The organism is Rufibacter psychrotolerans, assembly GCF_016924645.1.
Taxonomy (GTDB): Bacteria; Bacteroidota; Bacteroidia; order Cytophagales; family Hymenobacteraceae; genus Nibribacter; species Nibribacter psychrotolerans.
On the sequence record NZ_JAFFJV010000006.1, the window covers coordinates 78007 to 104876 of the forward strand.

At 55.2% G+C, this 26870-nt stretch carries 16 protein-coding genes and 2 tRNA genes; 14 read left to right on the top strand and 4 right to left on the bottom strand.

Features of this window, described 5'->3' with window-relative positions; all coding sequences use genetic code 11:
• The first annotated feature begins 289 nt into the window (after positions 1-289).
• From JT718_RS07185 to JT718_RS07195, 3 genes are all read left to right on the top strand, one after another.
• Positions 290-820, top strand: coding sequence for a hypothetical protein (locus tag JT718_RS07185; protein ID WP_205501559.1), 531 nt, complete (start codon positions 290-292; stop codon positions 818-820).
• A gap of 802 nt (positions 821-1622) precedes the next feature.
• A complete protein-coding gene (locus JT718_RS07190; protein ID WP_205501560.1) occupies positions 1623-2276 on the top strand; it encodes a tetratricopeptide repeat protein in 654 nt (217 codons plus the stop codon).
• Between the two features lie 122 nt (positions 2277-2398).
• A complete protein-coding gene (locus JT718_RS07195) occupies positions 2399-2791 on the top strand; it encodes a hypothetical protein (protein ID WP_205501561.1) in 393 nt (130 codons plus the stop codon).
• 104 nt (positions 2792-2895) lie between these two features.
• Here JT718_RS07195 and JT718_RS07200 read toward each other — a convergent pair whose 3' ends face one another.
• Positions 2896-3435 carry a TrmH family RNA methyltransferase gene (locus JT718_RS07200; RefSeq protein ID WP_205501562.1) on the bottom strand — a complete coding sequence of 180 codons (540 nt, stop codon included), beginning with the start codon at positions 3433-3435 and terminating at the stop codon, positions 2896-2898.
• Between the two features lie 282 nt (positions 3436-3717).
• Here JT718_RS07200 and mutS point away from each other — a divergent pair, with 282 nt between their 5' ends.
• The 5 genes from mutS (at position 3718) to JT718_RS07225 (ending at position 8920) form a co-directional block, all read left to right on the top strand.
• Entirely contained in the window at positions 3718-6318 is a 2601-nt protein-coding gene (gene mutS, locus JT718_RS07205; RefSeq protein WP_205501728.1) for a DNA mismatch repair protein MutS, read from the top strand.
• A 328-nt stretch (positions 6319-6646) separates the two neighbouring features.
• On the top strand, positions 6647-6790 hold the full coding sequence (locus tag JT718_RS07210) for a hypothetical protein (RefSeq protein WP_205501563.1): 144 nt from the start codon (positions 6647-6649) through the stop codon (positions 6788-6790).
• A 160-nt stretch (positions 6791-6950) separates the two neighbouring features.
• Positions 6951-7023 (top strand) — tRNA-Gly (locus JT718_RS07215).
• A gap of 75 nt (positions 7024-7098) precedes the next feature.
• Positions 7099-7182 (top strand) — tRNA-Leu (locus JT718_RS07220).
• A gap of 232 nt (positions 7183-7414) precedes the next feature.
• On the top strand, positions 7415-8920 hold the full coding sequence (locus JT718_RS07225) for a YfcC family protein (RefSeq protein WP_205501564.1): 1506 nt from the start codon (positions 7415-7417) through the stop codon (positions 8918-8920).
• An 89-nt stretch (positions 8921-9009) separates the two neighbouring features.
• On the opposite strand, the gene JT718_RS07230 is transcribed toward JT718_RS07225, so the two are convergent.
• From JT718_RS07230 to JT718_RS07240, 3 genes are all read right to left on the bottom strand, one after another.
• Positions 9010-9855: a YjiK family protein gene (locus tag JT718_RS07230; protein ID WP_205501565.1), complete on the bottom strand. Its 846-nt coding sequence runs from the start codon at positions 9853-9855 to the stop codon at positions 9010-9012.
• Between the two features lie 288 nt (positions 9856-10143).
• Entirely contained in the window at positions 10144-11163 is a 1020-nt protein-coding gene (locus JT718_RS07235) for a glycoside hydrolase family 43 protein (protein WP_205501566.1), read from the bottom strand.
• A 200-nt stretch (positions 11164-11363) separates the two neighbouring features.
• Entirely contained in the window at positions 11364-12905 is a 1542-nt protein-coding gene (locus JT718_RS07240; RefSeq protein ID WP_205501567.1) for an alpha-N-arabinofuranosidase, read from the bottom strand.
• A gap of 701 nt (positions 12906-13606) precedes the next feature.
• Here JT718_RS07240 and JT718_RS07245 point away from each other — a divergent pair.
• The 6 genes from JT718_RS07245 to JT718_RS07270 all read left to right on the top strand — a co-directional run bounded on the left by JT718_RS07245 (position 13607) and on the right by JT718_RS07270 (position 26746).
• Positions 13607-16651: a SusC/RagA family TonB-linked outer membrane protein gene (locus tag JT718_RS07245; protein WP_205501568.1), complete on the top strand. Its 3045-nt coding sequence runs from the start codon at positions 13607-13609 to the stop codon at positions 16649-16651.
• Between the two features lie 41 nt (positions 16652-16692).
• Positions 16693-18249 carry a RagB/SusD family nutrient uptake outer membrane protein gene (locus JT718_RS07250; RefSeq protein ID WP_205501569.1) on the top strand — a complete coding sequence of 519 codons (1557 nt, stop codon included), beginning with the start codon at positions 16693-16695 and terminating at the stop codon, positions 18247-18249.
• Between the two features lie 103 nt (positions 18250-18352).
• Positions 18353-19834 carry an arabinan endo-1,5-alpha-L-arabinosidase gene (locus tag JT718_RS07255; protein ID WP_205501570.1) on the top strand — a complete coding sequence of 494 codons (1482 nt, stop codon included), beginning with the start codon at positions 18353-18355 and terminating at the stop codon, positions 19832-19834.
• Between the two features lie 260 nt (positions 19835-20094).
• Complete coding sequence (locus tag JT718_RS07260; protein WP_317195494.1) at positions 20095-22365, top strand: beta-L-arabinofuranosidase domain-containing protein; 2271 nt, start codon at positions 20095-20097, stop codon at positions 22363-22365.
• A 75-nt stretch (positions 22366-22440) separates the two neighbouring features.
• On the top strand, positions 22441-24462 hold the full coding sequence (locus JT718_RS07265) for an alpha-L-arabinofuranosidase family protein (protein WP_240336982.1): 2022 nt from the start codon (positions 22441-22443) through the stop codon (positions 24460-24462).
• A gap of 280 nt (positions 24463-24742) precedes the next feature.
• Positions 24743-26746, top strand: a complete 2004-nt coding sequence (locus tag JT718_RS07270; protein ID WP_205501572.1) for a glycoside hydrolase family 97 protein — start codon at positions 24743-24745, stop codon at positions 26744-26746.
• Positions 26747-26870 lie beyond the last annotated feature (124 nt).

A 26870-nucleotide genomic window follows, 5' to 3' on the forward strand; every position in this document is an offset into this window, starting at 1 on the left:
TCAAGGAAAGGTTTTGAGACCCCAGAATTCAATATTAAATAGCTTAAAATTAAGGAGTGCCTAAGTAGGAGGAGAGGATTTTGCTCAATTCTGTACTTATTGAAGAAGAACTGCTTATAGATAAAAATTTAGATTATTTTATTGACTTATACTGGTGATGTTTAGTTCTGTTTGGAAAGCTTTCTCATTAAAAAAATCTAAGAAGAAGACAGGAGCTGGGCGTCAAAATAAAAAGGATTATTTTGATAGCCTTAATTACGTTCGTACCGTTGCGGGGCTGCGCAATGCTTTGGCGGGCCGCACCCGGGTTAAAGCGAACACCGCACAGGAAGTTACGTTCAGGGGCCTGCCCTTTGGGGCCACCATAAAGGAAGCCAAGAAACTCCTGGGCAAGCCAGAACTGCACGCCAACAAAGGCAAAGAGGAGGTGGTAGGCCATGAGGTGCTTTTCTACTTCTCCTCCATTGGGTCTGTTAAAGTGACGCAGTGCCTCCATTTCCTGCACGGTGAGTTCATCATGGGGCAGAGCATCGTAAAATCTTCCAATTCAGAGAAGCGCCGTACCTTCTGCGAGTCAATTATTGAGAAATACCACGTTGCCCCTGAGGCAGGAAATCCCATCGACTTCACCCAGGTTTTCCCCATCTGTGACCAATCCGGGAACCGGATTGAGCTGCTTGATGCGTTTGACCTGACCATCACCTACGTAACCGGAGATCCGCACGTACTGCCGGTCGTGACCATGGTTCAGGCCGCTGATTCCAGCAGAAAGGCAATGCTCCAGAGTGCTTTCAGGGAGCGGGTGGTGCCCTACATCTAAACCCTACGCCGTTAGAATACCAACTTCTTCCGTTAACCAGAGCCGAGGCTCCTTTTCCCACTGAGGAAAAGGAGCCTCGGCTTTAATGCATACGGCAAGTAGGCCCTGGGTGTAGTTCGCCAATCATCCCGCCGATTATCCTAGGCTGTGTCTGAAAAATGGCGGGGCAGTACCGTTTTGGGGCTGCTTTTGGGAAAGTAGCCCCAAAACGCCGGCCTACAATAGGCTATGGCGGCAGAGATCAGCCGAGGGAAACCGGATGAAAAAGCTCCGGGAGCATTTTTCAGACACAGCCTAGTGGCGCTCGCCCTGGACTCATGCCCGGCAAGGGCTCTCCAGATCAACGCCTTTCTTTGCTTGGGGCAAGGCCTTACCGCAACTTTTCTCTTCTGTACACAAAGCCTCTAACTAACCCTTTTGGGCATTTGCCTGGTAGTGGGGGACTTGATGCGTCCTAAACCTGGAGCTTTTGCTCTAACTTGGGGAGCAGTGCTTTACCTCATAGATTCATAGCCAGTTATGGGTTATAGAACCATGGAGAAGTGGTGCTTTTGCCTTAATCGCTTCACGCTTTTACAACCGGTTTCCTAGACCATGAGTAACGATTCTGCCTGATTTTCTTGGAGCACTTCTGTATTGGTGTTTGCAGTTATTTTATATTTTTTAATAAATATTTTACAAAATAGCTTGGTTAAGTGCCGGTAAATGCTTTAGATTTGTCTCATTCTTTTATAGATGTAGATTATTTGTATGTAATGGGTGCAGTACTTGCCCTATTGCAGATCAGGTGTGTAGTTGAAAAATGAGTCTTATTAAACCCAGTTATAAAGTAGGCAACGTGCTAAGCATCATCATGTTCCATTTGGCCGTGGCGGCTGCTTTCCCGGTGCACGCGTTGCCCAATGACCCTTCAGACGTTGGCAAAAACAAAGGACGAAGGAGGGAGATTACCCAGTTTATCAGGCATCATCCCGAGGCCGCCCAGGCGTATGCCGACCGTGCCTCCCTTAAGATGGAGGCGGGGCAGGTATACGGGGCCATCAGAGATTATTCTACTGCCCTGGCGCTTCCGGCCGCAGATAAAGCGGCTTTCCTGAGTAGTAGGGGGCACGCGTTCCTGGAGATAGGCGCTTACGTAGAGGCCCTGCAAGACTTTGAGGCGCGGCTGCAGCTTGGCGAAACGGAAGAGGCCCTATACGGAAGGGCCGTGGCGAAGTACCACCTGGATGACCTTTGGGGAGCGATCCGGGACCTGGATAAAGTGGTGGCTGAACGGGCTCAGCACCCCAAAGCCCTGTTCAACCGTGCCCTTGTACGCATGGAACTGAACCAATGGGAAGCCGCCGCCGCTGACCTGGGGCAGTTTCTGGAATATTACCCGGGGCACGCAGAAGCGCAGCACGCACTGGCCAAAGCCCTGGTTCAGGTAACCCGAAGGCAAGGGCCGCGCCACTAAAAGAGAAAGCTTATAAAAAAAAGATATACCAATAATTAAATCCCGATTACCCTCGTGCTCCGCCACAGGGGCACCTATCAAGTTTATTATTCAGCAAATCAATCCACCTAAACCATATCAGTATGCGAAAACTTTCCTTAACCATGTGTTTCGCCCTGGCGCTGGGCATGCAGGCCTTTGCCCAGGACGGAACCGTAAACCAGGCGGTAGAGAAAACCTCTAGTGCGGTAACCCGGCTCATGATGCAGTCTATTGGCCTGAATGAAAATGAATACCTGCGGGTGAGAACCCTCAACCATGCACGCCTGGCCAAGGCGGCCGAGGTAACCAAAATGTACGGCGGCAATGCCGAAATGCTGGAAGCCCGCCTGAAAGAGATTGAGGGCAATTTTGAGAATGAGCTGTTCAAAATCCTGAACTCCCGCCAGGTAGAGGCCTACGCCGAGTTCAAAGTAAAACCAGAAGGCAATTTCCTCTCCCTGGTGCAGGAAGTAGCCAAAGCAGCCAAACCATGACTTTTACAGCCACAAGCGGAGAAGACGTATACGTTAATCTGCTTGTGGCTTTTTTTTACGGCCCCTGCCTCAGGATGCAAGGAGCCATAGCCTTTTTCAAAGAATTAAGAGTGGGCAAGCTTAGCCTTGCTCAGGAAATCCCAGACCACCACGCCCACCGTCACCGACACGTTAAGCGAGTGCTTGGTGCCAAACTGCGGAATCTCCAACACGCCATCGGCGGCTTTCACCACTTCCTCCTCCACCCCAAACACCTCGTTGCCAAACACAAAGGCATATTTCTCCCCCTCGGCCGGGCTGAAGGCTGAGAGCGAGGTGCTTCCCTGGGCCTGTTCTACGGCCCAAACCTGGTAACCTTGCTGCTGCAGGCCTTCCACCGCCTCCAGGGTAGAAGGCACGTGCACCCACTCCACCGACTCAGTGGCCCCCAGCGCCGTCTTATGGATTTCCTTGTTGGGCGGCGTGCCCGTGATGCCGCACAGGTAGATTTTCTCCACGGCAAAGGCATCGCCAGTCCTGAACGCCGAACCCACGTTGTGCAGGCTGCGCACGTTGTCCAACACCAACACCAACGGATTTTTTTGCTTATTTTTGAAGTCCTCCACCGAATCGCGTTGGAGTTCTTCCATGCTTAGTTTGCGCATAGGTAGATCTGTTTTCGGCGTAGCCGAATGGAAGCGCAAAGGTAACACAAAAGGGACAAATGCATTTTGGGCCTGTTTTTGGGAAAACAGTTCTAAAACAGCGTTCAAGGAAGGGGAAGCAGGAAGGCGTTTTAGGGCTGTTTTCCCGGAAATAGCCCTGAAACAGGAAAAAGTAAAATGGCTGCGCCGATGTTCCCTAGGGAGGCATTGGCCCATCAGCACATCAAAAAATTAGCATACTAGACATTGGCCAAATCTGCAGAGTTCAGCGCCACGCCGCTGATGAAACAATACAATGCCATCAAGGCGAAACACCCCGGGGCATTGCTGCTCTTTAGGGTGGGGGACTTTTACGAAACCTTCGGCGAGGACGCTATCAAGGCCAGTAAGATCCTGGGCATTCTGCTCACCAAACGGGGCAACGGCTCGGCCGCCGAGACGGCCTTGGCGGGATTTCCGCACCACTCGCTGGATACCTACCTGCCCAAGCTGGTGCGGGCTGGCGAGCGCGTGGCCATCTGTGACCAGTTGGAAGACCCCAAGACGGTAAAGGGCATTGTGAAGCGCGGCGTAACCGAACTGGTGACGCCCGGCGTATCGTTCAACGACCAGGTACTGGAGCAGAAAAGGAATAATTACCTAGCCTCGCTGCACTTCGGGAAAGGACAGCTGGTGGGCATTGCCCTGCTGGATGCCTCCACCGGTGAGTTCCTGCTGGCCCAGGGAGATGCCGGGTACGCCGCCAAACTGCTGCAGAACTTCAGCCCCGCCGAGGTGCTGTTCTGCAAAGGCAAAAAGGAAACGTTTTTCCAGACCTTCGGCCCCGATTTCTGCCATTACGCGCTGGATGAGTGGGTGTACAGCTATGACTTCGCGCTGGAGGCACTCACCAAACAGTTCAACACCACCACCCTGAAAGGCTTTGGCGTGGAGGCGCTCACTGAGGGCATTACCGCCGCCGGAGCCATCCTGCACTACCTAGCCGAGACCCAGCACCACGATCTGCGCCACATTACAGCCCTGGGCCGATTGGAGGAGGACAGGTACGTCTGGCTGGACCGCTTCACGGTACGGAACCTGGAGCTGATCTATCCGCAGCACCCCGAGGGCGTGCCTCTGATAGATGTGCTGGACCATACCATCACGCCCATGGGCGGCCGGTTGCTGCGCAAATGGCTGGTGTTACCATTGAAAGATGCGGCCCAGATCAGACGTAGGTTAGACACCGTGGAGGCGCTACAGGCCCGTCCGGATTTGTTGCAGGATATCCACCATTACCTCAAGCAAATCAGTGACCTGGAGCGTCTCATCTCCAAAGTGGCCGTGCGCCGGGTGAACCCTCGGGAATTGCTGCAACTGGCGCGGGCGCTGGAGGCTACGCTGCCCATCAAGGAGTTGCTGGCCGTGAGCGGCGTTCCTGCGTTGCAAAAACTTTCTGACCAACTGCTGCCCTGTGAAAGCATCCGGGACGAGATCCAGAAAATTCTGAAGCCAGATGCACCGGTGCTTACTAATCAAGGCAACATGGTGCAGAACGGCATTGATGCGGAACTGGACGAACTGCGGGCTATTGCGTTCTCGGGCAAAGATTACCTGCTGCAGATTCAGCAGCGCGAGGTGCAGAACACAGGCATTTCGTCGTTGAAAATTGCCTACAACAAGGTGTTCGGGTACTACCTGGAGGTGACGCACGCCCACAAAGACAAGGTGCCTGCCTCCTGGATACGCAAGCAGACGCTGGTGAACGCCGAGCGCTACATCACCGAGGAGCTGAAAACCTACGAGGAGAAAATTCTGCACGCCGAGGACCGCCTGTACGTGATTGAGCAGCGCATCTTCAATGAGTTGGTGCTGAGCGCCGCTGAGTTTGTGCCGCAGATTCAGCAGAACGCCAAAGCTTTGGGCATGCTGGACTGTCTGGCCAACTTCGCGCAGCTGGCTACCCAGAACGGGTACGTGAAGCCGCAGGTGGACGAGAGCACTGTGCTCAATATCACGCAGGGCCGTCACCCGGTCATTGAAAAGCAGTTGCCGGTGGGAGAGCGCTACGTGCCCAATGACATCAGGCTAGACAACGAGGACCAGCAGATCATCATCATCACGGGCCCAAACATGGCCGGTAAAAGCGCCTTGCTGCGACAGACTGCGTTGATTGTGCTTATGGCGCAGATCGGCTCGTTTGTGCCCGCCGAGGCGGCGCAGGTGGGCGTGATCGATAAAATCTTCACCCGTGTGGGCGCGTCAGACAACCTGAGCCGGGGCGAGAGTACGTTCATGGTGGAGATGACCGAGACGGCCAGTATCCTGAACAACCTCTCGGACCGCAGCCTGGTGCTCATGGACGAGATCGGCCGCGGGACCAGCACCTATGACGGGATTTCCATCGCCTGGGCTATTGTGGAGCACCTGCACAACGCGCCTAAAGGCCGGGCCAAGACCTTGTTCGCCACGCATTACCACGAGCTGAACCAATTGGCCGAAGATTTTCCGCGGGTGCACAACTTCAACGTGAGCGTGAAGGAGAGTAACGGCAAGATTTTGTTCATGCGTAAGCTGGTGGAAGGCGGCAGTGCCCACAGTTTCGGGATACAGGTGGCCCAGATGGCGGGTATGCCTAACAGCATTGTGCTCCGGGCCAACGAGATCATGCACCACCTGGAACAGGAGAAAATCAGCCATCCGCACCAGGATCCGCAGGAAACGCTCAAATCTTTACCCAAGCAGCCGTATCAGCTGAGCATGTTTGAGCTCAACGACCCGCAGTTGGTGCGCATCAAGGAAGTATTCGAGAAGCTGGATATTAACACCATCACGCCGGTGGAGGCGCTCTTAAAGCTGAATGAGCTGAAGATGCTGGTGGAAGGTAAGAAGCAGAAAGTCTAAGTTTCAGGTTTGAATACCATCTAACTCCGTTTAGGAGCTGTTTTTAGGAAAACGGCCCCTAAACGGATTTTTTTGTGCCAGTAGGAATAGATTCCCTCAGTGGATAGGAAACTGTGTAGGGAGGCAAAGCAAAGAACTATCGCTTTTGTTGCTGATTTGGCCCTCTAGCCCTTGTTGGTGTTTTCACCAACAAGCGGAAGAAGCCTCGTACTTGCCCTTGTTGGTGTTCTTACCAACAAGGACGATTAGCTTGCCTCGCTAATCAGGTTCTAGAATCATGGTTAGGTGGCTAAAGCCGCCATTTCCCCTTCAAAACAGGCGGAAGCAGATGAAAGAAGGAGCCCTGCCGGTTGTCATATCCGGGAGTAATGGCCTTTTGAAAGCGGCTGGCAGCATTGCATGGGCAAAGTTTTCCGTTTTTGCAGAAGAGACACAGAGGGTTTTAGGGCTGGTTTCTGAAAAGCAGGCTTAAAACGAGAGCGTGGGAAGAATTTATCTGAAATTTTTCTCCCTGATTTTCAGGTAGAATCTGTTTTTGGTGAATTTTTTTTGAGGGGAATACTTGACAATAAGATTTCTGTGCTTACCTTTGTATCACTAATTCAAACGGCGAGTTAGTCAAAACAAAAAACGCGAAAGTAGCTCAGTTGGTAGAGCGCGACCTTGCCAAGGTCGAGGTCGCGGGTTCGAACCCCGTCTTTCGCTCAAAACAAAAGACGTTGCCTCGGTAACGTCTTTTGTTTATCTGCCTAGTTCATTTCCTGCTTAGGGGATGAGGTCGCCGGGATGGTGGAACTGGTAGACACGCAAGACTTAAAATCTTGTGACCATTAGGTCGTGCGGGTTCGATTCCCGCTCCTGGTACAGAAAACAAGAAGGCTTCTCCTCTAAGAGAAGCCTTCTTGTTTTCTGTACCTTTCCCTCTTGGTAGCCTGCCACAAGCCTGTGGTCTAAGGGCAGCCCCATCCAAAAAAAGCAGCAGAGAAGCCATTCAAATGGAGCAAGCCTCCAAAGACCAAACAAAGCCCATTGCTTAAGCAGGGAAAGGCCTCCAGAAATACATGTAAATACCTATATTTAGGTATATACTTGTACCATGACCCTTTTGAAGAACATCCCCCACCCCATTACCATTCTTTTCATCGTGATTCTTCTGGCGGCGGCGGCAACCTGGTTGGTGCCGGCCGGAGCGTACGCCAAACTGGTGTATGAGCAGGAGGGGGCTTTTGCGCTGGTACGCCAGGGTGAAAGGGTGGCTCTGCCGTTCAAGGAAAGCACCCTGGACAGCCTGGGCATGCCCGCGGGGCTGGAAAGCTTTGCGCAGGGTGAAACCGGGAAAACGCTATCTGTGCCGGGGAGCTTCCATCGGTTGCCCCAGAACGCCCAGGGACTCCTGGCGGTGGTGAAAGCGCCACTGCGCGGATTCCAGCAAACGGTGGAGATTATCCTGTTCCTGCTGCTAATAGGGGGCTTTATGAGTGTTTTTTACGCCACCGGTGCCCTGGAGCGGGGGTTGCAGGCATTGGCAACAAGAATGCAGGGCCGGGAGGGCTGGCTAATCATTGTGCTCACCTTTTTGTTCTCCTTCGGCGGGGCGTCTTTCGGCATGGCCGAGGAGGGACTGGCGTTTTACCCCATCCTGGTGCCTTTGTTTCTGGCGGCGGGGTATGACTTGCTGGTGCCCGTGGCCGTGATCTTCGGGGGCGCCCAATTGGGGCTGCTGTCTTCCTTTAGCAATCCTTTCTCCACCATCATTGCTTCCAATGCGGCCGGGGTACTCTGGACCGACGGAATGTATACCCGCCTTTTTCTCCTCTTTATAACCTCCTTGCTGTACATCTGGTATGTGGCCCGCTACGCCAGTGCCGTCAAGAAAGCACCGGAGCGGTCGTTGGTGCTGCGCCATGACGGAGCCATTTCCTCGCCCTTCCTTGCGGTGGTGAGTCCGCCCGAAGGCGGAAGGGCTTTGTCGGGGAGATGTGTGGGGCTGCTGGTCTTGTTTGTAGCTACCTTCCTGACCATGGTGGCGGGGGTTATTTTCTTCGGCTGGTGGTTGGTAGAGATGTCGGCGGTGTTCTTGGTTGCGTCGGTGCTGGTGGGCCTGATCATGCAGATGAACGAGAAAGAGTTCCTGGCGCAGTTCATCAAAGGTGCCGAAGGAATGGTGGTGGTGGCCTTCATTATTGGGACGGCCAGAGGAGTGGGCATTCTGCTGGAAGACGGAAACATCAGCGATAGCCTAGTGTATTACCCGGCGCAGTGGATCAGTGCCATGCCGCCGGGGTTGTTCATTGTGGGGCTGTTGGTGTTTTACATGGTGCTGACGTTCTTTATCCCCAGCACCTCGGGCATTGCGGTAGTCACCATGCCCATCATGGGTTCGCTGGCCACGGTGGCCGAGGTGCCCGGCCGGGAGATTGTCAACGCCTACCTGTTTGGCATGGGCATAGCCGGGTTTGTCATTCCCACCGGTTTGGCGCTGCCTTCCCTCAGCCTGGTAAACGTAAGCCTGAAGACCTGGTGGAAGTTCATTGGCCCGGTGCTGCCCTTTTTGTTCGTGCTCTGCAGCCTGTTCCTGCTGGCCGGGGTGTATCTAAACTAGCCTCCGCGTCGGGCAGGGTGAGGCAAAGAATCAGCGGGCAACTTTTCTGCTAGGCCTTCGGCGCAGGCCGGCCATTGCCTGCAAGCGCATCATCGTTGGTAGAAATACAGGTGCACTGCCGAGGCCAATCCCTTTTCACTCAAGGTAAAATAGCCGGCGCCGGTGGCGGCAAAGGTAACAGCCTCGCCCTGGGGTTCAATCCGGTAGGGCAGCGGCTGGAAGTCTTGCAGGAGGAATTCCTCCAGGGTTTCGTTTGCCTTCTGGCGGTAGAGGTAGAGCGCCGAGTAGGTTTTCACGATGGCCTCCTTCCCGTTGGGCGAAACCGCCGCGCTCACCACAAACGGGTACGGCAGGGTGCCCACCCGTTGGGCCACGTTGGTGGCGGTGGTGGAGTAGGGGTGTTTAAGCTTGTACACGCTAGACAGCGAATCTTGCTTGGTGAGAAGGAGAATGTCCTTTGTGTTGGGGTCTACCAGAAACGCCTCGGCGTCATGGGGCCCGTCTGGGTACCGGAAGCGGATGGTGGTAAAGCTGCGTACTGTGTCCGTTGCCGGTTGCGGCTCCTTGAATCGGTAAATGGTGTATTCGGTGGCTACGTGGTTATTGTCGCCAATGTCTGCCAGGTACAGCTGGTCTCCGGCAAGGGCCAGGTCTTCCCAGTCCCTGTTTTTGGCCCCTTTTAGGTAAATTGTCTTAAAAACCTTGCCGTCATGGCCCAGCAGGTACAGCTGTGGCGGGTTGCCGCTGTCTTCCTGCACCCATAAATGGCCGGGCAAGGTCTTGCTGTCCGCAATTCCAGAGGCCTCCCTGATCATGGGCACCACCGCGGTTCTGGTGGGTTCCACCTCCGCAGGAAGAGCATCTGGGGCGGACTCGTCTAGTTGGCTGCAGCCGCTAAGCCAGAACAGAAGCGTGAATAGGCAGTGAAGGAGCATGCTCTTTTTCATGATTAAATCCCCGGCAGGATGCGTTGCGGTCTTGCTCCCCTTGCGGTGTCAATCTTCGGGCAAAGAAGAGAGTGCCTGGGAGCAGATGGCCTGCTGCGTTGCTAAAGTTATACGTTTTAGGGGAAAAAGCCAGTCTGCCCACTAGGCAATGCGGAAGGAGCCAAGTCGCCGGGAGCCAGCGGTGGCCTCAAAAAAAAGGAGCAGCCCCGCCGGAAGCACCGGCGGGGCTGTTTTGCGTCTGTTTTACCAAAAACGGGCCTAAAACTGGTCTGGGCTTTACTTGGCGGGCTTGACTCCTTCTGAGGTCATGACTACCCGTTTCAGGGTGCCGTTTTTGTGGTAGTCCAGTTGGTCAATGCAGATGGACCGCCGGAAACTGCCCCCCTCCGGCTGAATGCCCCCGTTGTGGTAAATGAAATAGCTCTTTCCCTTAAAATCAATGATGGCCTGGTGGTTAGTGTTGGAGTTGCCGGCCAGCTCGTTCAGAATGCCCTTGTATTCCCACGGACCCTCCACGCTCTTGCTCATGGCATAGGCCGTCTTCTCGGGGAACTGGTAGGCGTAAGACAAGTAGTACCAGCCGTTGCGCTTGTGCACCCAGGGCGCCTCGGTGAAATGGGGCAGTTTAATGGTTTTGATGGGGCCGTCCAGTTCCACCATGTTCTTCTTCAGCTTGGCGTAGTGCAGCACGGTGTTCCCCCAGAAGATATACGCCTGCCCATTGTCATCAATGAACACGGCCGGGTCAATGTCATCCCAGCCAATGGAAGTATGGGTGGTCATGTTGTTGGTGATGAGCGCCGACCCGATGGCGTCCTTAAAGGGCCCGATGGGGCTGTCGGCCACCGCCACGCCAATGGCCTTGCCCGGAATGGTGGCGTGCTCCACGGTGGAGTACCAGTAAAACTTGCCGTCACGCTCTATCACGTGCGAAGCCCAGGCCTCGCCTTTGGCCCAGGCGAAATCCCTGGCCTTGAGCGGCACCTTGTGCTCGGTCCAGGTGACCAGGTCTGGCGAGGAAAAGACCAGCCACTCATGCATGACGTAGCCCTCGCGGCGGGCGGGGGCTTCGTCATGGCCTGCGTACAGGTACACCTTGTCCTTGTACACCAGGGCCGCCGGGTCTGCGGTGTACTTGTGCGTGAAAATGGGGTTTGCAGTGGCTTTGATGACCGTGTCTGGCCGGGCAAGGCGCAAAGGGCCGGCTACCGCCGAACCAGCCAGCAGGAGCGTCCCGGCTACGGCCAGTAGTGCTCCCTTGGAGAAGCTGCGAAGAAAGTTCGAAAGTGGGTGCATGCTTTAAAGGATAAGATAACAGAATACGGAGGGAACGGACTGTTCCCGTAACGGGCTGCCGTTGGTGGCACCTGGACTCGCTGAGTAGACCCCACCGTATTAAACCCATTTTCCTGGAAACAGGTCTGAAACGGCGGGGCAGGTCAGCAGAGATAGGGAATGGGCCTGGCTGAAAGCAAGGCTCCTCCCGGCCTTGGAGTTTACTTCATCTCCAGTACCACCACCGAAAACGGCGGCAGTTCCACGTTCAGGGTTTTGCCCTTGAGCTTGGCCCCTTTGAAAGCGGTGGGAGTGATGAGGGTTGGCTTGGCGAAGGTGTTGTGGTCCTGCAGGGTTTTAGAGGTAAGAATCCGCCCGGCAACCGACTTGAAATTGGCACCCTCAATGTTGATGGACACCTCCTGCTTCTTCTTAGGGTCAATGTTGACCAGCGAAACGTGGGTCACCCCGTTTTTATCCCTGGAGGCAGAGCCGTTCACCGCGGTGAGTTTCTCGTTGCCCAAGGCGTAGTCGGCGCTTTTGACGGTGAGGGGCAGGTAAGTGGCATCCTGGTGTACGTTGTACATCTCCATCACGTGGTACGTAGGCGTGAGGAGCATTTTCTCCTCCTCGGTCAGGATCACAGCCTGCAGCACGTTCACCACCTGGGCCAGGTTGGCCATGCGCACGCGGTCTGAGTGGTTGTTGAAGATGTTGAGGGTGGAGCCGGCAATCATGGCGTCGCGCATGGTGTTCTGCTGGTACAGAAAGCCAGGGTTGGTGCCGGGCTCTACCTCATACCAGCCGCCCCACTCGTCTACCACCAGGGCAATCTTCTTCTCAGGGTCGTACTTGTCCATAATGGCGGAGTGCTTCTGGATGAGCTCCTCCATAAACAGCGCCTGCTTCATGGTGGTGAAGTACTGCTGCTCATTGAAGTTTACCGAAGGGCCTTTCTTGCCCCAGTCAATCACCGAGTAGTGGTGGAGGGCCACACCCTCAATCAGGTTCCTGGGGATGATGCGCATGAGGGCCTCGGTCCAGTTGTAGTCGGCGGAGTTGGCCCCGGAGGCAATCCTGAAGAGCCCGCCCGAGTTGTTCCAGTCAGAGACGAAGGTGGCGTACTTGCGGTACTCGTTGGCGTAGTACTCCGCGGTCATGTTGCCGCCGCAGCCCCAGGCCTCGTTGCCAATGCCCCAGTACTTTACTTTCCAGGGTTTTTCGCGGCCGTTTTTTTTGCGCAGGTCAGACATGGGGCTCACGCCCGCGAAGTTCACGTACTGCACCCAGTCGGCCAGTTCCTGCACGGCGCCGCTGCCCATGTTGCCGGCCAGGTAAGGCTCGGTGTCCAGCAGTTCGCACATGTTCAGGAAGTCGTGGGTCCCGAAGCTGTTGTTCTCGGTCACGCCTCCCCACCAGTTGTTCACAATGGTGGGGCGCTGGTCTTTGGGGCCTATGCCGTCTTTCCAGTGGTAGGTGTCGGCGAAGCAGCCGCCGGGCCAGCGCAGGTTAGGGATTTTCAATTTCTTCAAAGCGGCCACCACGTCGTTCCGTACCCCGGCCGTGTTGGGGATCTTGGTGTTGTCTTCCCCCACGTAAATGCCCCCGTAAATGCAGCGGCCCAGGTGCTCGGCAAAGTGCCCGTAAATGTGGCGGCTAATGGTTCTGGTGGGGGTGGTGGGTACGGTTAAAGTGGCAGTGTTCTGCGCGAAAGACCCTAAGGCAACAAAAAGAAGTAAGAAAGGTAAGATTGCGTTCTTCATACTTATGGCTGTTTTTATTGGTGTTCGGCTAGAAGAATGTAAAACTGAAAGATATTTTTCAGGAAAGTTTGCAATAAATATAAGTGTATTTATTACATTTATACAACCTAATTTCAAGTTTTAAAAAAGAAACCTCCCCCGGGTTTGAAATTAGGGCTACCTAGGCCGGGTAAGCCATTGCCCACGCCAGTAGCACCTGCTTCTATATAGTGCGGCGCCCTAAGGCGGCCGCCGGAAGGTAAAGTTGAGCAGAGAACAAAGAGCCGGCGAAGCGGCCCTCTTTATATAAGATAGACTAATAAATGACTGGCGCGCCTGCCAGTAGGTTTCCAGGCGCAGGCACACGAAGTTTGAGCACGCTTTCACCGGCGCCTTCGCTCAAGCGACCAGGGTTTTTGCGGTAAGGCTTCTTTTACGCATGTAGCAGGTATAGGCATCCCTTACACCTGCCCAGAGAACCTGTGTAAACCGGCCAGAGAGTGGGTTTGTTGCCATAATGATTTTCTGAAAATATTTATCCCCCTGCTTATTGCTAAAAAAATAAACAACAGATACATTTATGAAAAATTAATAAATGTTAAAACTACACTTAACAGAAGCGCCTTACTCCTTCTTGAGTCCTGTTGATCTACGTTGAACGCACAATCATTATCTATAATCATACTCCTATGCAGCAAGTATTACTAAGTAAAAGAGGGTGGATGTTACTACTCTTTCTATTATATGCCGCCGTGACGCAGGTGATGGCACAGGGCATGACGATCAAGGGTAAAGTCACGGATGCGAGTGGGGCAGGCCTGCCAGGGGCTTCCGTTTTGCTCAAAGGCACCAGCATTGCCTCTGCCACCGATGTAGACGGAAACTATGTGCTGAACGTGCAGAGCGGAGAGGGTACCCTGGTGGTCTCGTACATTGGCTATTTGCCGCAGGAAGTTGCTATCAATAACCGCACAACCATCGACGTGACCTTGCAGACAGACGCCAAGTCTTTGGACGAGGTAGTGGTGGTAGGGTACGGAACCCAGCGCCGGGCCGACATCACGGGTTCGGTGGCCGTGGTGGACGTAGCCGACATGAAAAAAGTGTCTACCAATGATGTAGGCGCCATGCTGCAGGGAAGGGTTTCTGGGGTGAGCGTGAACACCGACGGACAGCCCGGGGCGTTTCCGCAGGTAAGGATCCGCGGCCTGGGCACGTTTGGAAACTCAGATCCGCTGTACGTGATTGACGGGGTGCCTATTACCGGAGTGCCCCGTGACTTCAACCCCAATGACATTGAATCCATGCAGGTGCTGAAAGACGCATCGGCCGGGGCCATCTACGGGTCAAGGGCCGCCAACGGGGTAGTGATCATCACCACCCGCCAGGGCCGGAAAGACACGCCGTTGCAGGTAGAATACAACGGGTACTACGGCATTGACCAGGTATGGCAGAAAATGCCGGTGACCAACCGCGCCAACTACCAGATCCTGAACAATGAGTCCCGCTTGCGGTCGGGCACCAAGGCGCTGGCGCCGGCCAACGATCCCAACAACCCACGGTTTGTCAACAACATTGACACCGACTGGCAGGAGGAAGGCCTGAGAACCGGCAACCGGCAGAACCACAACATCAACCTGTCTGGGGGCGGCGTTTCCAGCACCTACAACATCTCGCTGGACTACTTCGGAAACAAAGGAACCTACGTAGGTAACGGCCCCACGTATGAGCGCTATACCGCCCGGGTAAACTCTACCCTGGAGAAAGGCATCTTTAAGTTTGGCCAGTCTTTGTTTTACGCCAGATCTGACGAAAACGGCCTGGTAACCGCCGATGGCGTGCTGGCCGGGGGCAGACCTCCGCTGATCAATGACCTGGTGATCGCCATCCCTACCATGGCGGTATATGACCCAGCCAATGAGGGCGGTTTTGGCGGCACCCTGCAGGAAAGGGAAGATGCCATCTCGCTCAACGGCATTGGCTACAACAGCCTGATCAAAAGCACTACCGACGTGGACCGCATCTTTGCCAGCGGCTACGGTGAGCTGCAGCTGCTCAAGAGAGCCAACCATAACCTGAAGTACAGACTCAACCTGAGCCATGACGTGGTAACCGCTAGGGATAAAACCTTTATCCCCACGTTCAACCTGGGGTACTTCTTCCCCAATGCCATTGCCCGCCTGAACGACAACTCCAGAAGGTACGAAAGCTCCCTCATTGAAAACACCCTGAACTACGAGGCTACCCTGGGCAGAAGCTCCCTGGCCGTGTTGGTGGGGCAGATGTACCAGTCAGAAAACGGCGTGTTCAAGCAAGGCTACGCCGAAGGGTTCACCAAGCCTTACTACCCGGTGCTGAGCAACGGCGCCACCAGCACTTCGTCCGGTACCGAGGACGCCCACGTGCTTTCTTCTTACCTGGGCCGGGTAAACTACAGCTTTGATGACCGCTACCTGCTAACCGCTACCATGCGAAGAGACGGGTCCTCACGCTTCTCGCCGGTGAACAGATACGGGTACTTCCCTTCCCTGGCCCTGGGCTGGAAATTAACCAACGAAGCCTTCTTCACGGTGCCCAAAACCATTGTGTCTGACCTGAAGCTGCGCGCCAGCTGGGGGAAACTGGGCAACGAGAACATCGGGAACTACCGCTACCTGCCCGCCATCAACTCCAACGTGGTGTACACCTTTAACAACGGCGAACGGGTGCTGGGCGGGTTGCAGACCAGCGTGGTAGACGAGTCTATTAAGTGGGAAGAAAAAACCACCACTAACGTGGGCTTTGACGCGGTGCTCTTTGAGGGAAGGGTTGACTTCTCTGCCGAATACTACCACAGCAAGAGTGAAGACGTGCTGGTAGACATTCCCATTCCCGCCTCGGTGGGGTCTGTGAATGCCAACCTGCTGGTAAACGCCGGAACCCTGGTGAACAAAGGGTTTGAGTTCACCGCCGGCTACAACCAGACCATCGGCGACTTCCAGTTTGGAATTTCGGGGAACTTCACTACCCTCAAGAACGAGGTGCTGAGCCTGGGAACCAACGTGAACTCAAGATTGGGCGTGGGTTCTATCACCGAGATTGGCGGTGAAGTGGGCCGGCATTACGGCTGGCTAGTAGACGGCATCTTCCAGTCGCAGGAAGAGATTGACAACCACGCGTTCCAGAAGCCGGGTACCGCGCCGGGCGACTTGAAGTTCCGGGACATCAGCGGACCAGAAGGAACCCCGGATGGCCTCATTGACACCTATGACCGTACGTACCTGGGCAGTGGTATTCCCAAGTACAACTATGGCATCAACATCAACGCTTCCTACAAAGGCTTTGACCTGACCATCTTCGCCTCGGGCAAAGGTGGGTACCTGATCAACAGCCGGCTGTACCGCACCCTGATGCACACCGGCGGTGATGACAACTGGCACGAGGATATCCTGGACCGCTGGACCTCTACCAACACGGATACCAACATTCCGCGCCTGATCTGGACAGACCCCAACGAAAACGGCCGGGACTCTAACCGTGAAGGCTGGCTGCAGGATGGAACGCACCTGCGCATCAATACCGTGTCTCTGGGCTACAACTTCAAACCAAGTTTTGTCAAAGGCATCAACAAGGCGCGGGTGTACCTCACGGGCCAGAACCTCTACACGTTCCAGAAATACAAAGGCTACAATCCAGACTTCACGGCTGGCGTGTTTGAGCCTGGCTTTGACAACGGCTCTTTCCCAAGGCCCAGGACGGTGATGTTGGGTGTGCAGGTTGGCTTCTAGTCCTATCAATTCAGGTTTGTTTTACGCAAAAGAGGTTTAAAATGAAAAAGATTACATATTGGGTTGTCGCGTTGATGCTTATGTCCAGCTGCGATGATAAATTAGAGATCACCAACCCTAACCAGCAAACCGCAGATGCTTACTGGGCCACCGAAGCCCAGGCCTTTGCCGGGATAACCGCTGTGTACAATGCCTTGGTCACAGACGGCACCTACCAGAGAACTTTCCCCAGCTTCAATGACAGCCGCGGAGACGACATGTACGGCGACAGCCCGGCCGTTTACCTGGAGCTAGGCGGTCAGTTCACACTCCCCACCAATGCCGCAGAAACGCAATGGATCTGGAGAGACCACTACATGCTCATCTTTCGGGCTAACCAGGTGATTTCCAGCGTGGGCAAGATGGACGCCAGCATTATTGGCGATGATGCAAAAAGAAGAATTCTGGGCCAGGCCTACTTTTTGCGCGGGTTGGCCTATTACAACCTGGCCATCACGTACAAAGCGGTACCGGTGGTAACGGAACCGCCCGTTGACAAAACGCAGTACTACCCTGCCACCGCCACTGAGGAGGAGCTTTGGAACCAGATATTCTCTGATTTGCGGAACGGTGAAGAGATGCTGCCAATCAACTATGACAACGTGGTGGGACCAGACAGAGGGCAGAAAGGGCGGGCCACTAAAGGCGCCGCGGCCGGTATGCTGGGCAAGGCGTACCTCTACCGCAAAATGTACCCCCAGGCAGAGGCACAGCTAGCCAAGTTCTTCACCGGGCCCTTGCAAGGAATTTACTCCCTGGTGCCTAATTACCGAGACAACTTCACCACCACCAATGAGAACAATGCCGAGTCTTTGTTTGAGGTGCAGTTCAGCGCCACGGGCGGTTCGGTGGGCAACTGGACCGGCGAGCCAAGCGCCAACTGGCGGCAATTCATTGCCTTGCCGGTAGCCTACGGAATGGAAGGCAAAGCTTGGTCTGATTACCAGCCTACTCAGTGGATCTACAATGAATACAGGCAGGAGAAAACGGTAGACAACCAGGTAGACCCCCGGTTGCCGGCCACCATTCTGTACTACAACGAGGCCGAAGGCAACACCACGGCCTACGGAGCTCCATGGACAGCTAGCTTACGGGACAAGATTTATCCAAGGAAATATACCATGGAAGGTCTGGGGGTGCCGTTTGAGACGCCAGAGACCGGCGGGATGAACTACCGGGTGCTGCGGTACGCTGATATCCTGCTCATGTACGCCGAGGTGCTGAACGAACTGGGCCGTACCGCTGAAGCCTACCCGTACATCCAGCAGGTGCGGTCAAGGGCCAAGTTGCCAGACCTGGCCACGGTGCGGCCTAACATGAACCAGGAGCAGATGCGGGACCAGATTGCCCATGAGCGGGCCCTGGAGTTTGCCATTGAAGGCCAGCGAATCCATGACATTATCCGGTGGGGTTGGTTGTATGACCCGGCCAAGCTGGCCATGCTGAAAGAGCACGATGATGATTTCAACACCTGGACCCCCGGCAACGAGTACCTGCCAATTCCGCAGTCTGAGCTAGACAACAACGCCAACCTGCTGCCTAACCCGGCAAACAAATAGAAAAATGACCATCGCTGCCGCCTGGGCTTCTCTGTAAAGTAAGTTCAGGCGGTGGCTAGGTTCAAGCTTCGTTGAAAAAACACCTGTCAAACACTGGGCAATCATGATGAACTTCTTCAAAAAAATAGTCACCTATACGCTGCTAACAGCTACGGTTTTCGCTTCGGCCTGTCAGGACGACGAGGAGGCCCTAACCGAGATAGACCCGGAGATCTTTGCTCCCAAGCCCTTCACCCTGGACGGGCTCACCGACACCTACGCGCACCTGGCCAACAGCGCCTTCTTTATGCAGTGGGGGCCCTACAACCTGCATGATCCTTCCATTGTAAAACACGGCGAGTGGTTTTACGCCTACAGCACCGATGTAGCCTACGGGGCTACCCCCAGGGTGGGCATCATGGTGCGCAGGTCCAGAGACCTGGTAGACTGGCAGTACGTGGGGTGGGCGGTAAACGCCCTGCCTTCCCTGGCGGTGCAGCACATCACCTCTAACGGCGCCACGCCGGTGCAGGGCTTGTGGGCCCCGTACATCATGAAAGTAGGGAGTGAGTTCAGGCTGTATTACTCGCTGGCGGCCACCCAGGGCCGGGTAAGCGCCATTGGGTTGCTTACCTCCAGCTCGCCGGAAGGCCCCTGGACCGAAAAAGGCCTGGTGGTAACCTCCGTCAATGAAGGCCCGGGTACCAATGCCATTGACCCATCGGTGGTGGTGACCCCGGGCGGGGAGCACTGGATGGTGTACGGCTCTTCCTGGGACGGCCTGTTTGAACTGCAATTGAACCCCGCTACCGGTTTGCCTTTAGCCTCCGGCGACAAAGGGGTGCGCATTGCCCGCAGAGGAAGATCCGGCAACTTGCCCAACGGCAACCTGGAAGGCCCCGAGATCATCTACAATCCGCAGACCCAGATGTATTACCTGTTTGTGGCCTATGACTGGCTGTCTACCAAGTACAACGTGCGGGTGTTCCGCTCCACCAGCCCCAACGGGCCTTTCCTGGACTGGAACGGCGTCAACGTAGACAATGAGGCAGACAACGGCCCCATGATCCTGTCGCCTTATAAGTTCATGAACCACGGCGGCTGGCAAGGGGTGTCGCACCCGGCCGTGTTCCAGGACAACGGGCAGTACTACATGGCGCACCAGGGCCGGCCGGGCGTAAACCCAGGCTTCATGGTGATGCACGTGCGTAAGATCTTCTGGACGCCGGACGGCTGGCCCATGGTGTCGCCGGAGCGGTACGCCAACGTAGAGCAGACGCCGGTGACCACCGCCGAGCTGGCCGGCGACTATGAGCAGATTGTGCTTACCCAAACGGTGGTGCCGGGCTTCGGGAACGAGCAAACCAATCCTAACTTGTCTGAGGCTTTCAACACCATGTTATCGGCCAACGGAACCATCAACAATGACCCCAACAACACCTGGACCTACACGGCCCCCTGGCTGGAGCTACGTTGGGCCGGCGGCATGTTCATTGACAGGCTGCACGTGTCCAGGGAACGGGACTGGGAGAATAAAAAGCCCTCTACCATTGTCATGACGGGTTTGAACGGGGGCGGATTAGCCATCTGGCTGAAAAAGAAATAGGGTAGTTTGGGAATGCAGGTGTACAGAGAGTTAAATCTTCTCTAGTGCACCTGCTTCTTTACTTTTCTTCTGTTTAAGGGCTACTTTCTGAAAAATAGGCTCATAATGGTCAATGGTGGCTAAGAAGAGCAAATACATTCTAAATTTTTCAAGTACGAGTGCTGATGATACACAAAGCTTTTCGGGTTTTAGCAGTTGCGTTGCTTCCGGTGTTAGGGTATGCCCAAACGGGTAAATTAGAAAGTTTCCCCCTGTCTTCGGTGCGATTGTTGGAAAGTCCTTTTCAGCAGGCGCAACAGACCGACCTGAAGTACATTCTGGAGTTGGACATGGACCGTTTATTGGCTCCTTTCCAGAAAGAAGCCGGAATCCGGCCCAAGGCCGAAAACTACGGCAACTGGGAGAACACCGGGTTAGATGGGCACATTGGCGGCCACTACCTAACGGCTTTGTCCCTGATGTACGCTTCTACGGGTAATCCTGAGCTCCTGCGCCGCATCAATTACATGGTAGACCAGCTGGAGGCCTGTCAGCAAAAAAGCCCCGATGGCTACCTGGGCAGCACGCCCGGGGGCAAGCAGATGTGGCAGGAGATCAAGACCGGCAAGATAAACGCCGGAGGTTTTGATCTGAACAAGAAGTGGGTGCCCTTGTACAACATCCACAAAACCTACGCCGGACTGCGCGATGCCTACTGGTTTGCCAGAAACGAGAAGGCCAAGCACATGCTCATCAAGCTTACTGATTGGGCGCTGGACCTGACCGCCAACCTCACCGATGCCCAGATTCAGGACATGCTCCGCAGTGAGCACGGCGGCCTGAACGAAGTCTTTGCCGATGTGGCGGAGATGACAGGTGACCAAAAATACTTAACTCTCGCAAAACGTTTTTCACAGACCTCCGTGCTTACCCCCTTGCTGCAGGGCAAGGACCAACTGAACGGCATGCACGCCAACACCCAGATCCCGAAGGTGATTGGCTACCAACGGGTGGCCGAAGTCTCCGGAGATAAGACCTGGACCAATGCGGCTGATTTCTTCTGGAAAACGGTGGTGAACAACCGCACGGTTTCTATTGGCGGCAACAGCGTGCGGGAGCACTTCCACCCGGCCAATAACTTCTCGTCCATGATTGAGAGCAATGAGGGGCCGGAGACCTGCAATACTTACAACATGCTCAAACTCACGAAGCAGTTGTACCTCAACAGTGCCTCGGCCAGTTACCTCAACTACTATGAGCGGGCGCTCTACAACCACATTCTCTCGTCGCAGCACCCCACCCGGGGTGGGTTTGTGTACTTCACGTCTATGCGGCCGCGGCATTACCGGGTGTACTCCAGTCCGCAGGAAAGTTTTTGGTGCTGCGTGGGCTCAGGTCTGGAGAACCACGGAAAATACGGGGAGCTCATTTACGCGCACGCAGACCAAGACCTGTACCTGAACCTGTTCATTCCGTCAGAACTGGAGTGGAAAGACAAAGGCCTGACCCTGGCCCAAACCACTCGTTTCCCTTTCGAGGAAAAATCAGAGGTAGAGCTGAAACTGAAGAAAGCCCGCAAGTTTACTGTCTTCATCCGGCAGCCAGAATGGGTACGGGAAAATGGCTTTAAGCTACTGGTGAACGGCAAAGAGGTAAAGCCAACTGCTTCGGCCAACGGCTACGCGGGCATTGAACGCAAATGGAAGTCTGGGGACGTGGTCACCGTTTTGTTGCCCATGGAAACCAAAGCCGAGTACCTGCCGGACAAATCACCCTGGGTGTCGTTTGTGCACGGCCCCATTGTGCTGGCCGCCGAAACCGGCAAAACGGATTTAACCGGCCTGGTAGCCGATGGGAGCCGCATGGGGCACATTGCCCACGGACCCATGTATTCGCTGGAAGAAGCCCCGGTGCTGGTTTCCTCTGGCAAAGACCTGACGTCTTACCTCTCGTCGCTGCCGGACAAGCCGTTGACCTTCACCTTGTCTGGGCTGGCCGGGCAAAAAACAGAGCAGCCTGTGCAGTTGGTGCCTTTTTACCAGATCCATGATGCCCGCTACATGGTGTACTGGCCCGTGACCACGCCTGAGGAGCTGGAGGCCCGTAAGGCAGCCCTCCATGAAAAGGAAAGAGAGAAGCTGGCGCTGGCCGCCATTACCGTTGACCAGGTGTCGCCGGGAGAGCAGCAGCCTGAATCTGACCACGGCTTCCAGGGCGAACGCACCGAGGCGGGCGTGTTCAAAGACCGGCACTGGCGCCACGCCAGCGGCTGGTTCAGCTACAACCTGAAAAACAAAGGTCAGGGGCCCCGCAAACTACGCGTTACCTACTACGGGCTGGACCGCGACCGCAACTTCCAGATCTTGGTGAATGACAAAGTGCTGCAGACGGTAACAGCAGACGGTACCGGCGGCGAAAAGTTTGTGGAGGTAGACTACGCTATTCCCGCAGAGATCCTCAACAAAGCCTCTGATAACCTCCTCAAGGTGACCTTCAAGGCAAAGGAAGGTTCTTCCACGGCCGGCATCTATGAGGTGCGCTTGCTGAAGTAAAACTCATTTGATAATACAGGCTGGGCCCATCTGCCTGCCAGAAATGATTGTTCACAGTATTCTATTTTGATTACCATGACACACAAAACCCTTTCTTTTACGGCATTGGCCGCCAGTTGCATGCTGGCGCTCAACCTGTCGGCGCAGACCAGTGCCACCAGAACTTTCCAGGTGAAAGCAGACCAGGTGTACGGCGAGATTGCCCCCACCATGTACGGGATTTTCTTTGAAGACATTAACCTGGGTGCCGATGGCGGTATCTACGCGGAGTTGGTCAAGAACCGCTCCTTTGAATTTGATACGCCCCTCATGGGCTGGAAAGAACTGAAGAAGAACGACACCGAAGGCAGTCTTCTCATGATCAACACCGGGGTAGAGGGAAAAGCCAACCCAAGGTTTATCCGGCTGACCTCTAAAACCAACAACGGGACCTACGGGCTTTCCAACGAAGGTTTCCGGGGCATGGGCATCAAGAAAGGCGAACAGTACAACTTTAGTGTACTGGCGCGCCAGCAAGGCACGGGTTCAGTGCCTTTGACCGTGCGCCTGGTCAATGCCAAGGGAGAAGAAATTGGGACCGGCAAAGTAACACCTGCAGGTAACGAGTGGAAAAAGTATGAGGTAAGCCTTACCGCCACCGCTACCGAGCCTAAGGCGCAACTACAGCTGCTGGCGCAAGGCACCGGCACCGTAGACCTGGACATGATTTCGCTGTTCCCCAAAAACACCTGGAAGCAGCGCCCCAACGGCATGCGCGCCGATATGGTGCAGCTCCTGGCCGACCTGAAGCCCGGCTTTCTGCGCTTCCCCGGCGGGTGTATTGTGGAGGGCCGTACGCTGGCCGAGCGTTTCCAGTGGAAGAAAACCATAGGGCCTATTGAAGACAGAGAAACCCTGGTGAACCGCTGGAACACCGAGTTTAAGCACCGCCATACGCCCGATTATTTTCAGACCTTCGGGTTGGGCTTCTTTGAGTATTTTCAATTAGCCGAAGACATTGGCGCCGCGCCGCTGCCCATTCTTAACTGCGGCATGGCCTGCCAGTTCAATACCGGTGAGGTGGTGCCGCTGGACCAGTTAGACCCCTACGTGCAGGATGCGCTGGACCTGATTGAGTTCGCCAACGGCCCCGTGGATTCTCCCTGGGGGAAAATTCGCGCGCAGATGGGCCACCCGGCTCCGTTCAACATGAAGTACCTGGGCGTGGGCAATGAGCAGTGGGGAGAGCAGTACGTAGAGCGCTACAAGGTGTTTGAGAAGGCGCTTCGGGCCAAGTACCCAGAGGTGAAACTCATCACCACCACCGGTCCTTTCCCAGACGGGCCTGAGTTTGAGTATCTGAACAAAACCATGCGCAGCCTCAACGCCGACATTATTGACGAGCACTACTACCGGGCGCCGGAGTGGTTCCAGCAGAACGCCACCCGCTATGATGCCTATGACCGCAAAGGTCCCAAGATCTTCGCCGGGGAATATGCGGCCCAGACCGTAGCCATTGCCAGCCCAGACAACAAAAACAACTGGCGCGGCGCTTTGTCAGAGGCGGCGTTTATGACCGGTCTGGAGCGCAACGCCGATGTGGTAGTAATGGCCTCGTACGCGCCGCTGTTCGCCCACGAAGAGGGCTGGCAGTGGACGCCCGACATGATCTGGGTGAACAACCTGCAGTCTTACGGCACGCCTAATTACTACGTGCAGAAGCTGTTCTCCACCAACGTAGGCACGCACCTGGTGCCCATTCAGCGCAACAATGTTAACGTGACGGGGCAGGACAGCCTGTTTGCCTCGGCCAGCTTGGACAGAAAGACGAACGAAGTGATCCTGAAAGTGGTGAACACTTCGCGCCAGGCACAGGAGGGGGAATTTGTGCTGGAGGGCGTGAAGAGCACGCAAAGCAAGGGCACCGTGCAGAAACTGAGAAGCAACAACCTGGAGCAGATGAACTCCTTTGCCAACCCTACGGCCATCAGTCCGGTGCAGCAGCAGGTGCAGGTAAAAAACAAGCGGGTGAAGCTGGCGCTGGAGCCTTACTCGGTGAACGTCATCAGGGTGAAAGTAACGCCTAACCCGGGGCAATACTCAAAGAATACCAAGTAACGAGAGGAAGCGGTTTCGTTTCAGTGGTTCCGTTTTAGGGCTGTTTTGGGAGATTTAGCCCTAAAACAGGGATCGCTTCCCTCAACTCCTTTTACCATTCCGTACCAAAGCACGGATTTGCTTCTAGGCCTCCCACGGGGGCCCCAATAAGCCACACAAGTAAATCCGAGCCAGGGTGAAATGTACGGCGAGTTGTTTTTGGGCTGATTTCTGAGAATAAGGCCGGAAACGGCTCCCGCTGCGTTTTGACATCAACAAGCTTTTAAACTGTACCCATAGAATGATACAATCTGCTACGCGTTTCGCCGGATTTCTAGTGCTGGGATTGTTCCTGCTGGGGGCATGCTCCCGCAAAAACGGCACCACTTCCAGCGCTTCTACAGAAAGCGACTACCTGGTGGAGAGCCCCGACAAAAGCATCTCGGTGCGGTTCCATCTTACGCCAGACCAGCAGGCTGCTTACTCGGTGGCCAAGGCCGGGGTGCCGGTCCTGCAGGCTTCCAGACTGGGTGTGCGCATGGAAGATGCCGATTTTACCCAAGGCCTGGCGCTGGAAGCCGTGTCTAATGTGGAGGAGGTGCAGAACACTTATGAGATCCTCACGGCCAAGCGCAAGCGCAACACGTACAAGGCCCACAAGCGCACGTTCCACCTGAAAAACGCCCAAGGCCAGAAAATGGATGTTATTTTCCAGGTCTCTGACGACGGCGTGGCGTTCCGCTACTACTTCCCCGGGCAGACCTCAGAGAAAAAACGGATCAGCCAGGAGGTGACCAGTTTCAGGTTTCCGGAGCATGCCAAAGGTTGGTTGCAACCTATGTCTGATGCTAAAACCGGCTGGAGCCAGACCAACCCCTCGTATGAGGAGCATTACCTGAAGGGCATCCCGGTGGGCACGCCGTCGCCGCTCAAGGCGGGTTGGGTGTTCCCGGCGCTTTTTCAGACAGGAGAGAACTGGGCCCTGATCACGGAGTCGGCCCCGGAGGGCGATTACTGCGGTTCCCGGTTGGCGCAGCACGCTCCCGGCGGGGAGTACCGCATCGCGTTTCCGCAGGAAGCCGAGAAAATGTCCGGTGGGGTGGTGAACCCAGAATCTTCTTTGCCGTGGTACACGCCCTGGCGCATCATTGCCGTGGGGTCGCTCAAGACCATTGCGGAGTCTACCCTGGGAACCGATCTGGCCAAACCAGCCATAAAACTAGACCCCTCGTTCATCAAACCCGGCAAGTCCGCCTGGAGCTGGGCCCTGCTCAAAGACGATTCCACCGTGTACGACGTGCAGAAACGCTTCATTGACTACGCCAGCCGCATGAAATGGAGCTACTGCCTCATTGACGCCGAATGGGACCGGAAAATCGGCTACGAGAAGATGAAAGAACTAGCTGACTACGCCAGGACCCAAAACGTAGATCTGCTGCTGTGGTATAACTCGGCCGGCGACTGGAACTCTACGCCCTACACGCCCAAAGACAAAATGCTCACCCGCCAGAGCCGCCAGCAGGAGTTTGGCCGCCTGAGGGACATGGGCATCAAAGGCGTGAAGGTGGATTTCTTCGGGGGCGATGGGCAAAGCGTGATGCAGTACTACACTGACATCCTGAAAGACGCCGCCGACTACCAACTGCTGGTCAATTTCCACGGCTGTACCCTGCCCCGCGGCTGGCAGCGCACCTATCCCAACCTCATGACCATGGAGTCGATCAAAGGGTTTGAGTTTATCACCTTTGACCAGCAGAACGCCGACGAGGCCCCGGCCCACGCCACCGTGATTCCGTTTACCCGCAACGTCTTTGACCCCATGGATTTCACACCGGTGAACCTGGATAGAATCCCGAACATCACCCGGAAAACTACCCAGGGCTTTGAGCTGGCGCTCTCGGTGCTGTTCACGTCAGGCATTCAGCACTACGTGGAGATTCCCTCGGGTATGGCCAAAATGCCGGCCTATGTGCAGGAATACATGCGCCAGGTGCCCAGCGTGTGGGAAGATACCCGGTTCATTGACGGTTACCCCGGGAAAGAAGTAGTGATGGCCCGCCAGGCCGACGGCCGCTGGTACGTGGCCGGCATCAACGGCGAGAATACCGCCAAAGAGCTGCGGCTGGACCTTTCCTTCCTGCCCCAAAAGAAAGGCAGTTTGATCACCGACGGGCAGGAGGCTACCGGCTTTCAGCAGCAGCGCGTGGAAGTGCCGGCCAGCGGCAACTACACCGTGACCGTGAAACCCAACGGCGGCTTTGTGCTGGTGTTCCCAAGCCCGGAAACGGCGAGCCCGGGAAGATAAGCGCAGCTGCCCCAAGGAATACCAGTACCGGTATCCGACCCTGGAAGTGGACAAGAAGGAATTAGTAACAGAACTGTTTCAGGCCTGTTTTCAAAGAATCGGCCTGGAAACAAATACCGAAAAG

Excerpts from the sequence above, each read along its gene's own strand:
- JT718_RS07190 (WP_205501560.1), top strand. The coding sequence starts at position 1,623 with ATGAGTCTTATTAAACCCAGTTATAAAGTAGGCAACGTGCTAAGCATC.
- JT718_RS07195 (WP_205501561.1), top strand. The coding sequence starts at position 2,399 with ATGCGAAAACTTTCCTTAACCATGTGTTTCGCCCTGGCGCTGGGCATG.
- JT718_RS07200 (WP_205501562.1), bottom strand. The coding sequence starts at position 3,435 with ATGCGCAAACTAAGCATGGAAGAACTCCAACGCGATTCGGTGGAGGAC.
- mutS (WP_205501728.1), top strand. The coding sequence starts at position 3,718 with ATGAAACAATACAATGCCATCAAGGCGAAACACCCCGGGGCATTGCTG.
- JT718_RS07210 (WP_205501563.1), top strand. The coding sequence starts at position 6,647 with ATGAAAGAAGGAGCCCTGCCGGTTGTCATATCCGGGAGTAATGGCCTT.
- JT718_RS07225 (WP_205501564.1), top strand. The coding sequence starts at position 7,415 with ATGACCCTTTTGAAGAACATCCCCCACCCCATTACCATTCTTTTCATC.
- JT718_RS07230 (WP_205501565.1), bottom strand. The coding sequence starts at position 9,855 with ATGCTCCTTCACTGCCTATTCACGCTTCTGTTCTGGCTTAGCGGCTGC.
- JT718_RS07235 (WP_205501566.1), bottom strand. The coding sequence starts at position 11,163 with ATGCACCCACTTTCGAACTTTCTTCGCAGCTTCTCCAAGGGAGCACTA.
- JT718_RS07240 (WP_205501567.1), bottom strand. The coding sequence starts at position 12,905 with ATGAAGAACGCAATCTTACCTTTCTTACTTCTTTTTGTTGCCTTAGGG.
- JT718_RS07245 (WP_205501568.1), top strand. The coding sequence starts at position 13,607 with ATGTTACTACTCTTTCTATTATATGCCGCCGTGACGCAGGTGATGGCA.
- JT718_RS07250 (WP_205501569.1), top strand. The coding sequence starts at position 16,693 with ATGAAAAAGATTACATATTGGGTTGTCGCGTTGATGCTTATGTCCAGC.
- JT718_RS07255 (WP_205501570.1), top strand. The coding sequence starts at position 18,353 with ATGATGAACTTCTTCAAAAAAATAGTCACCTATACGCTGCTAACAGCT.
- JT718_RS07265 (WP_240336982.1), top strand. The coding sequence starts at position 22,441 with ATGACACACAAAACCCTTTCTTTTACGGCATTGGCCGCCAGTTGCATG.
- JT718_RS07270 (WP_205501572.1), top strand. The coding sequence starts at position 24,743 with ATGATACAATCTGCTACGCGTTTCGCCGGATTTCTAGTGCTGGGATTG.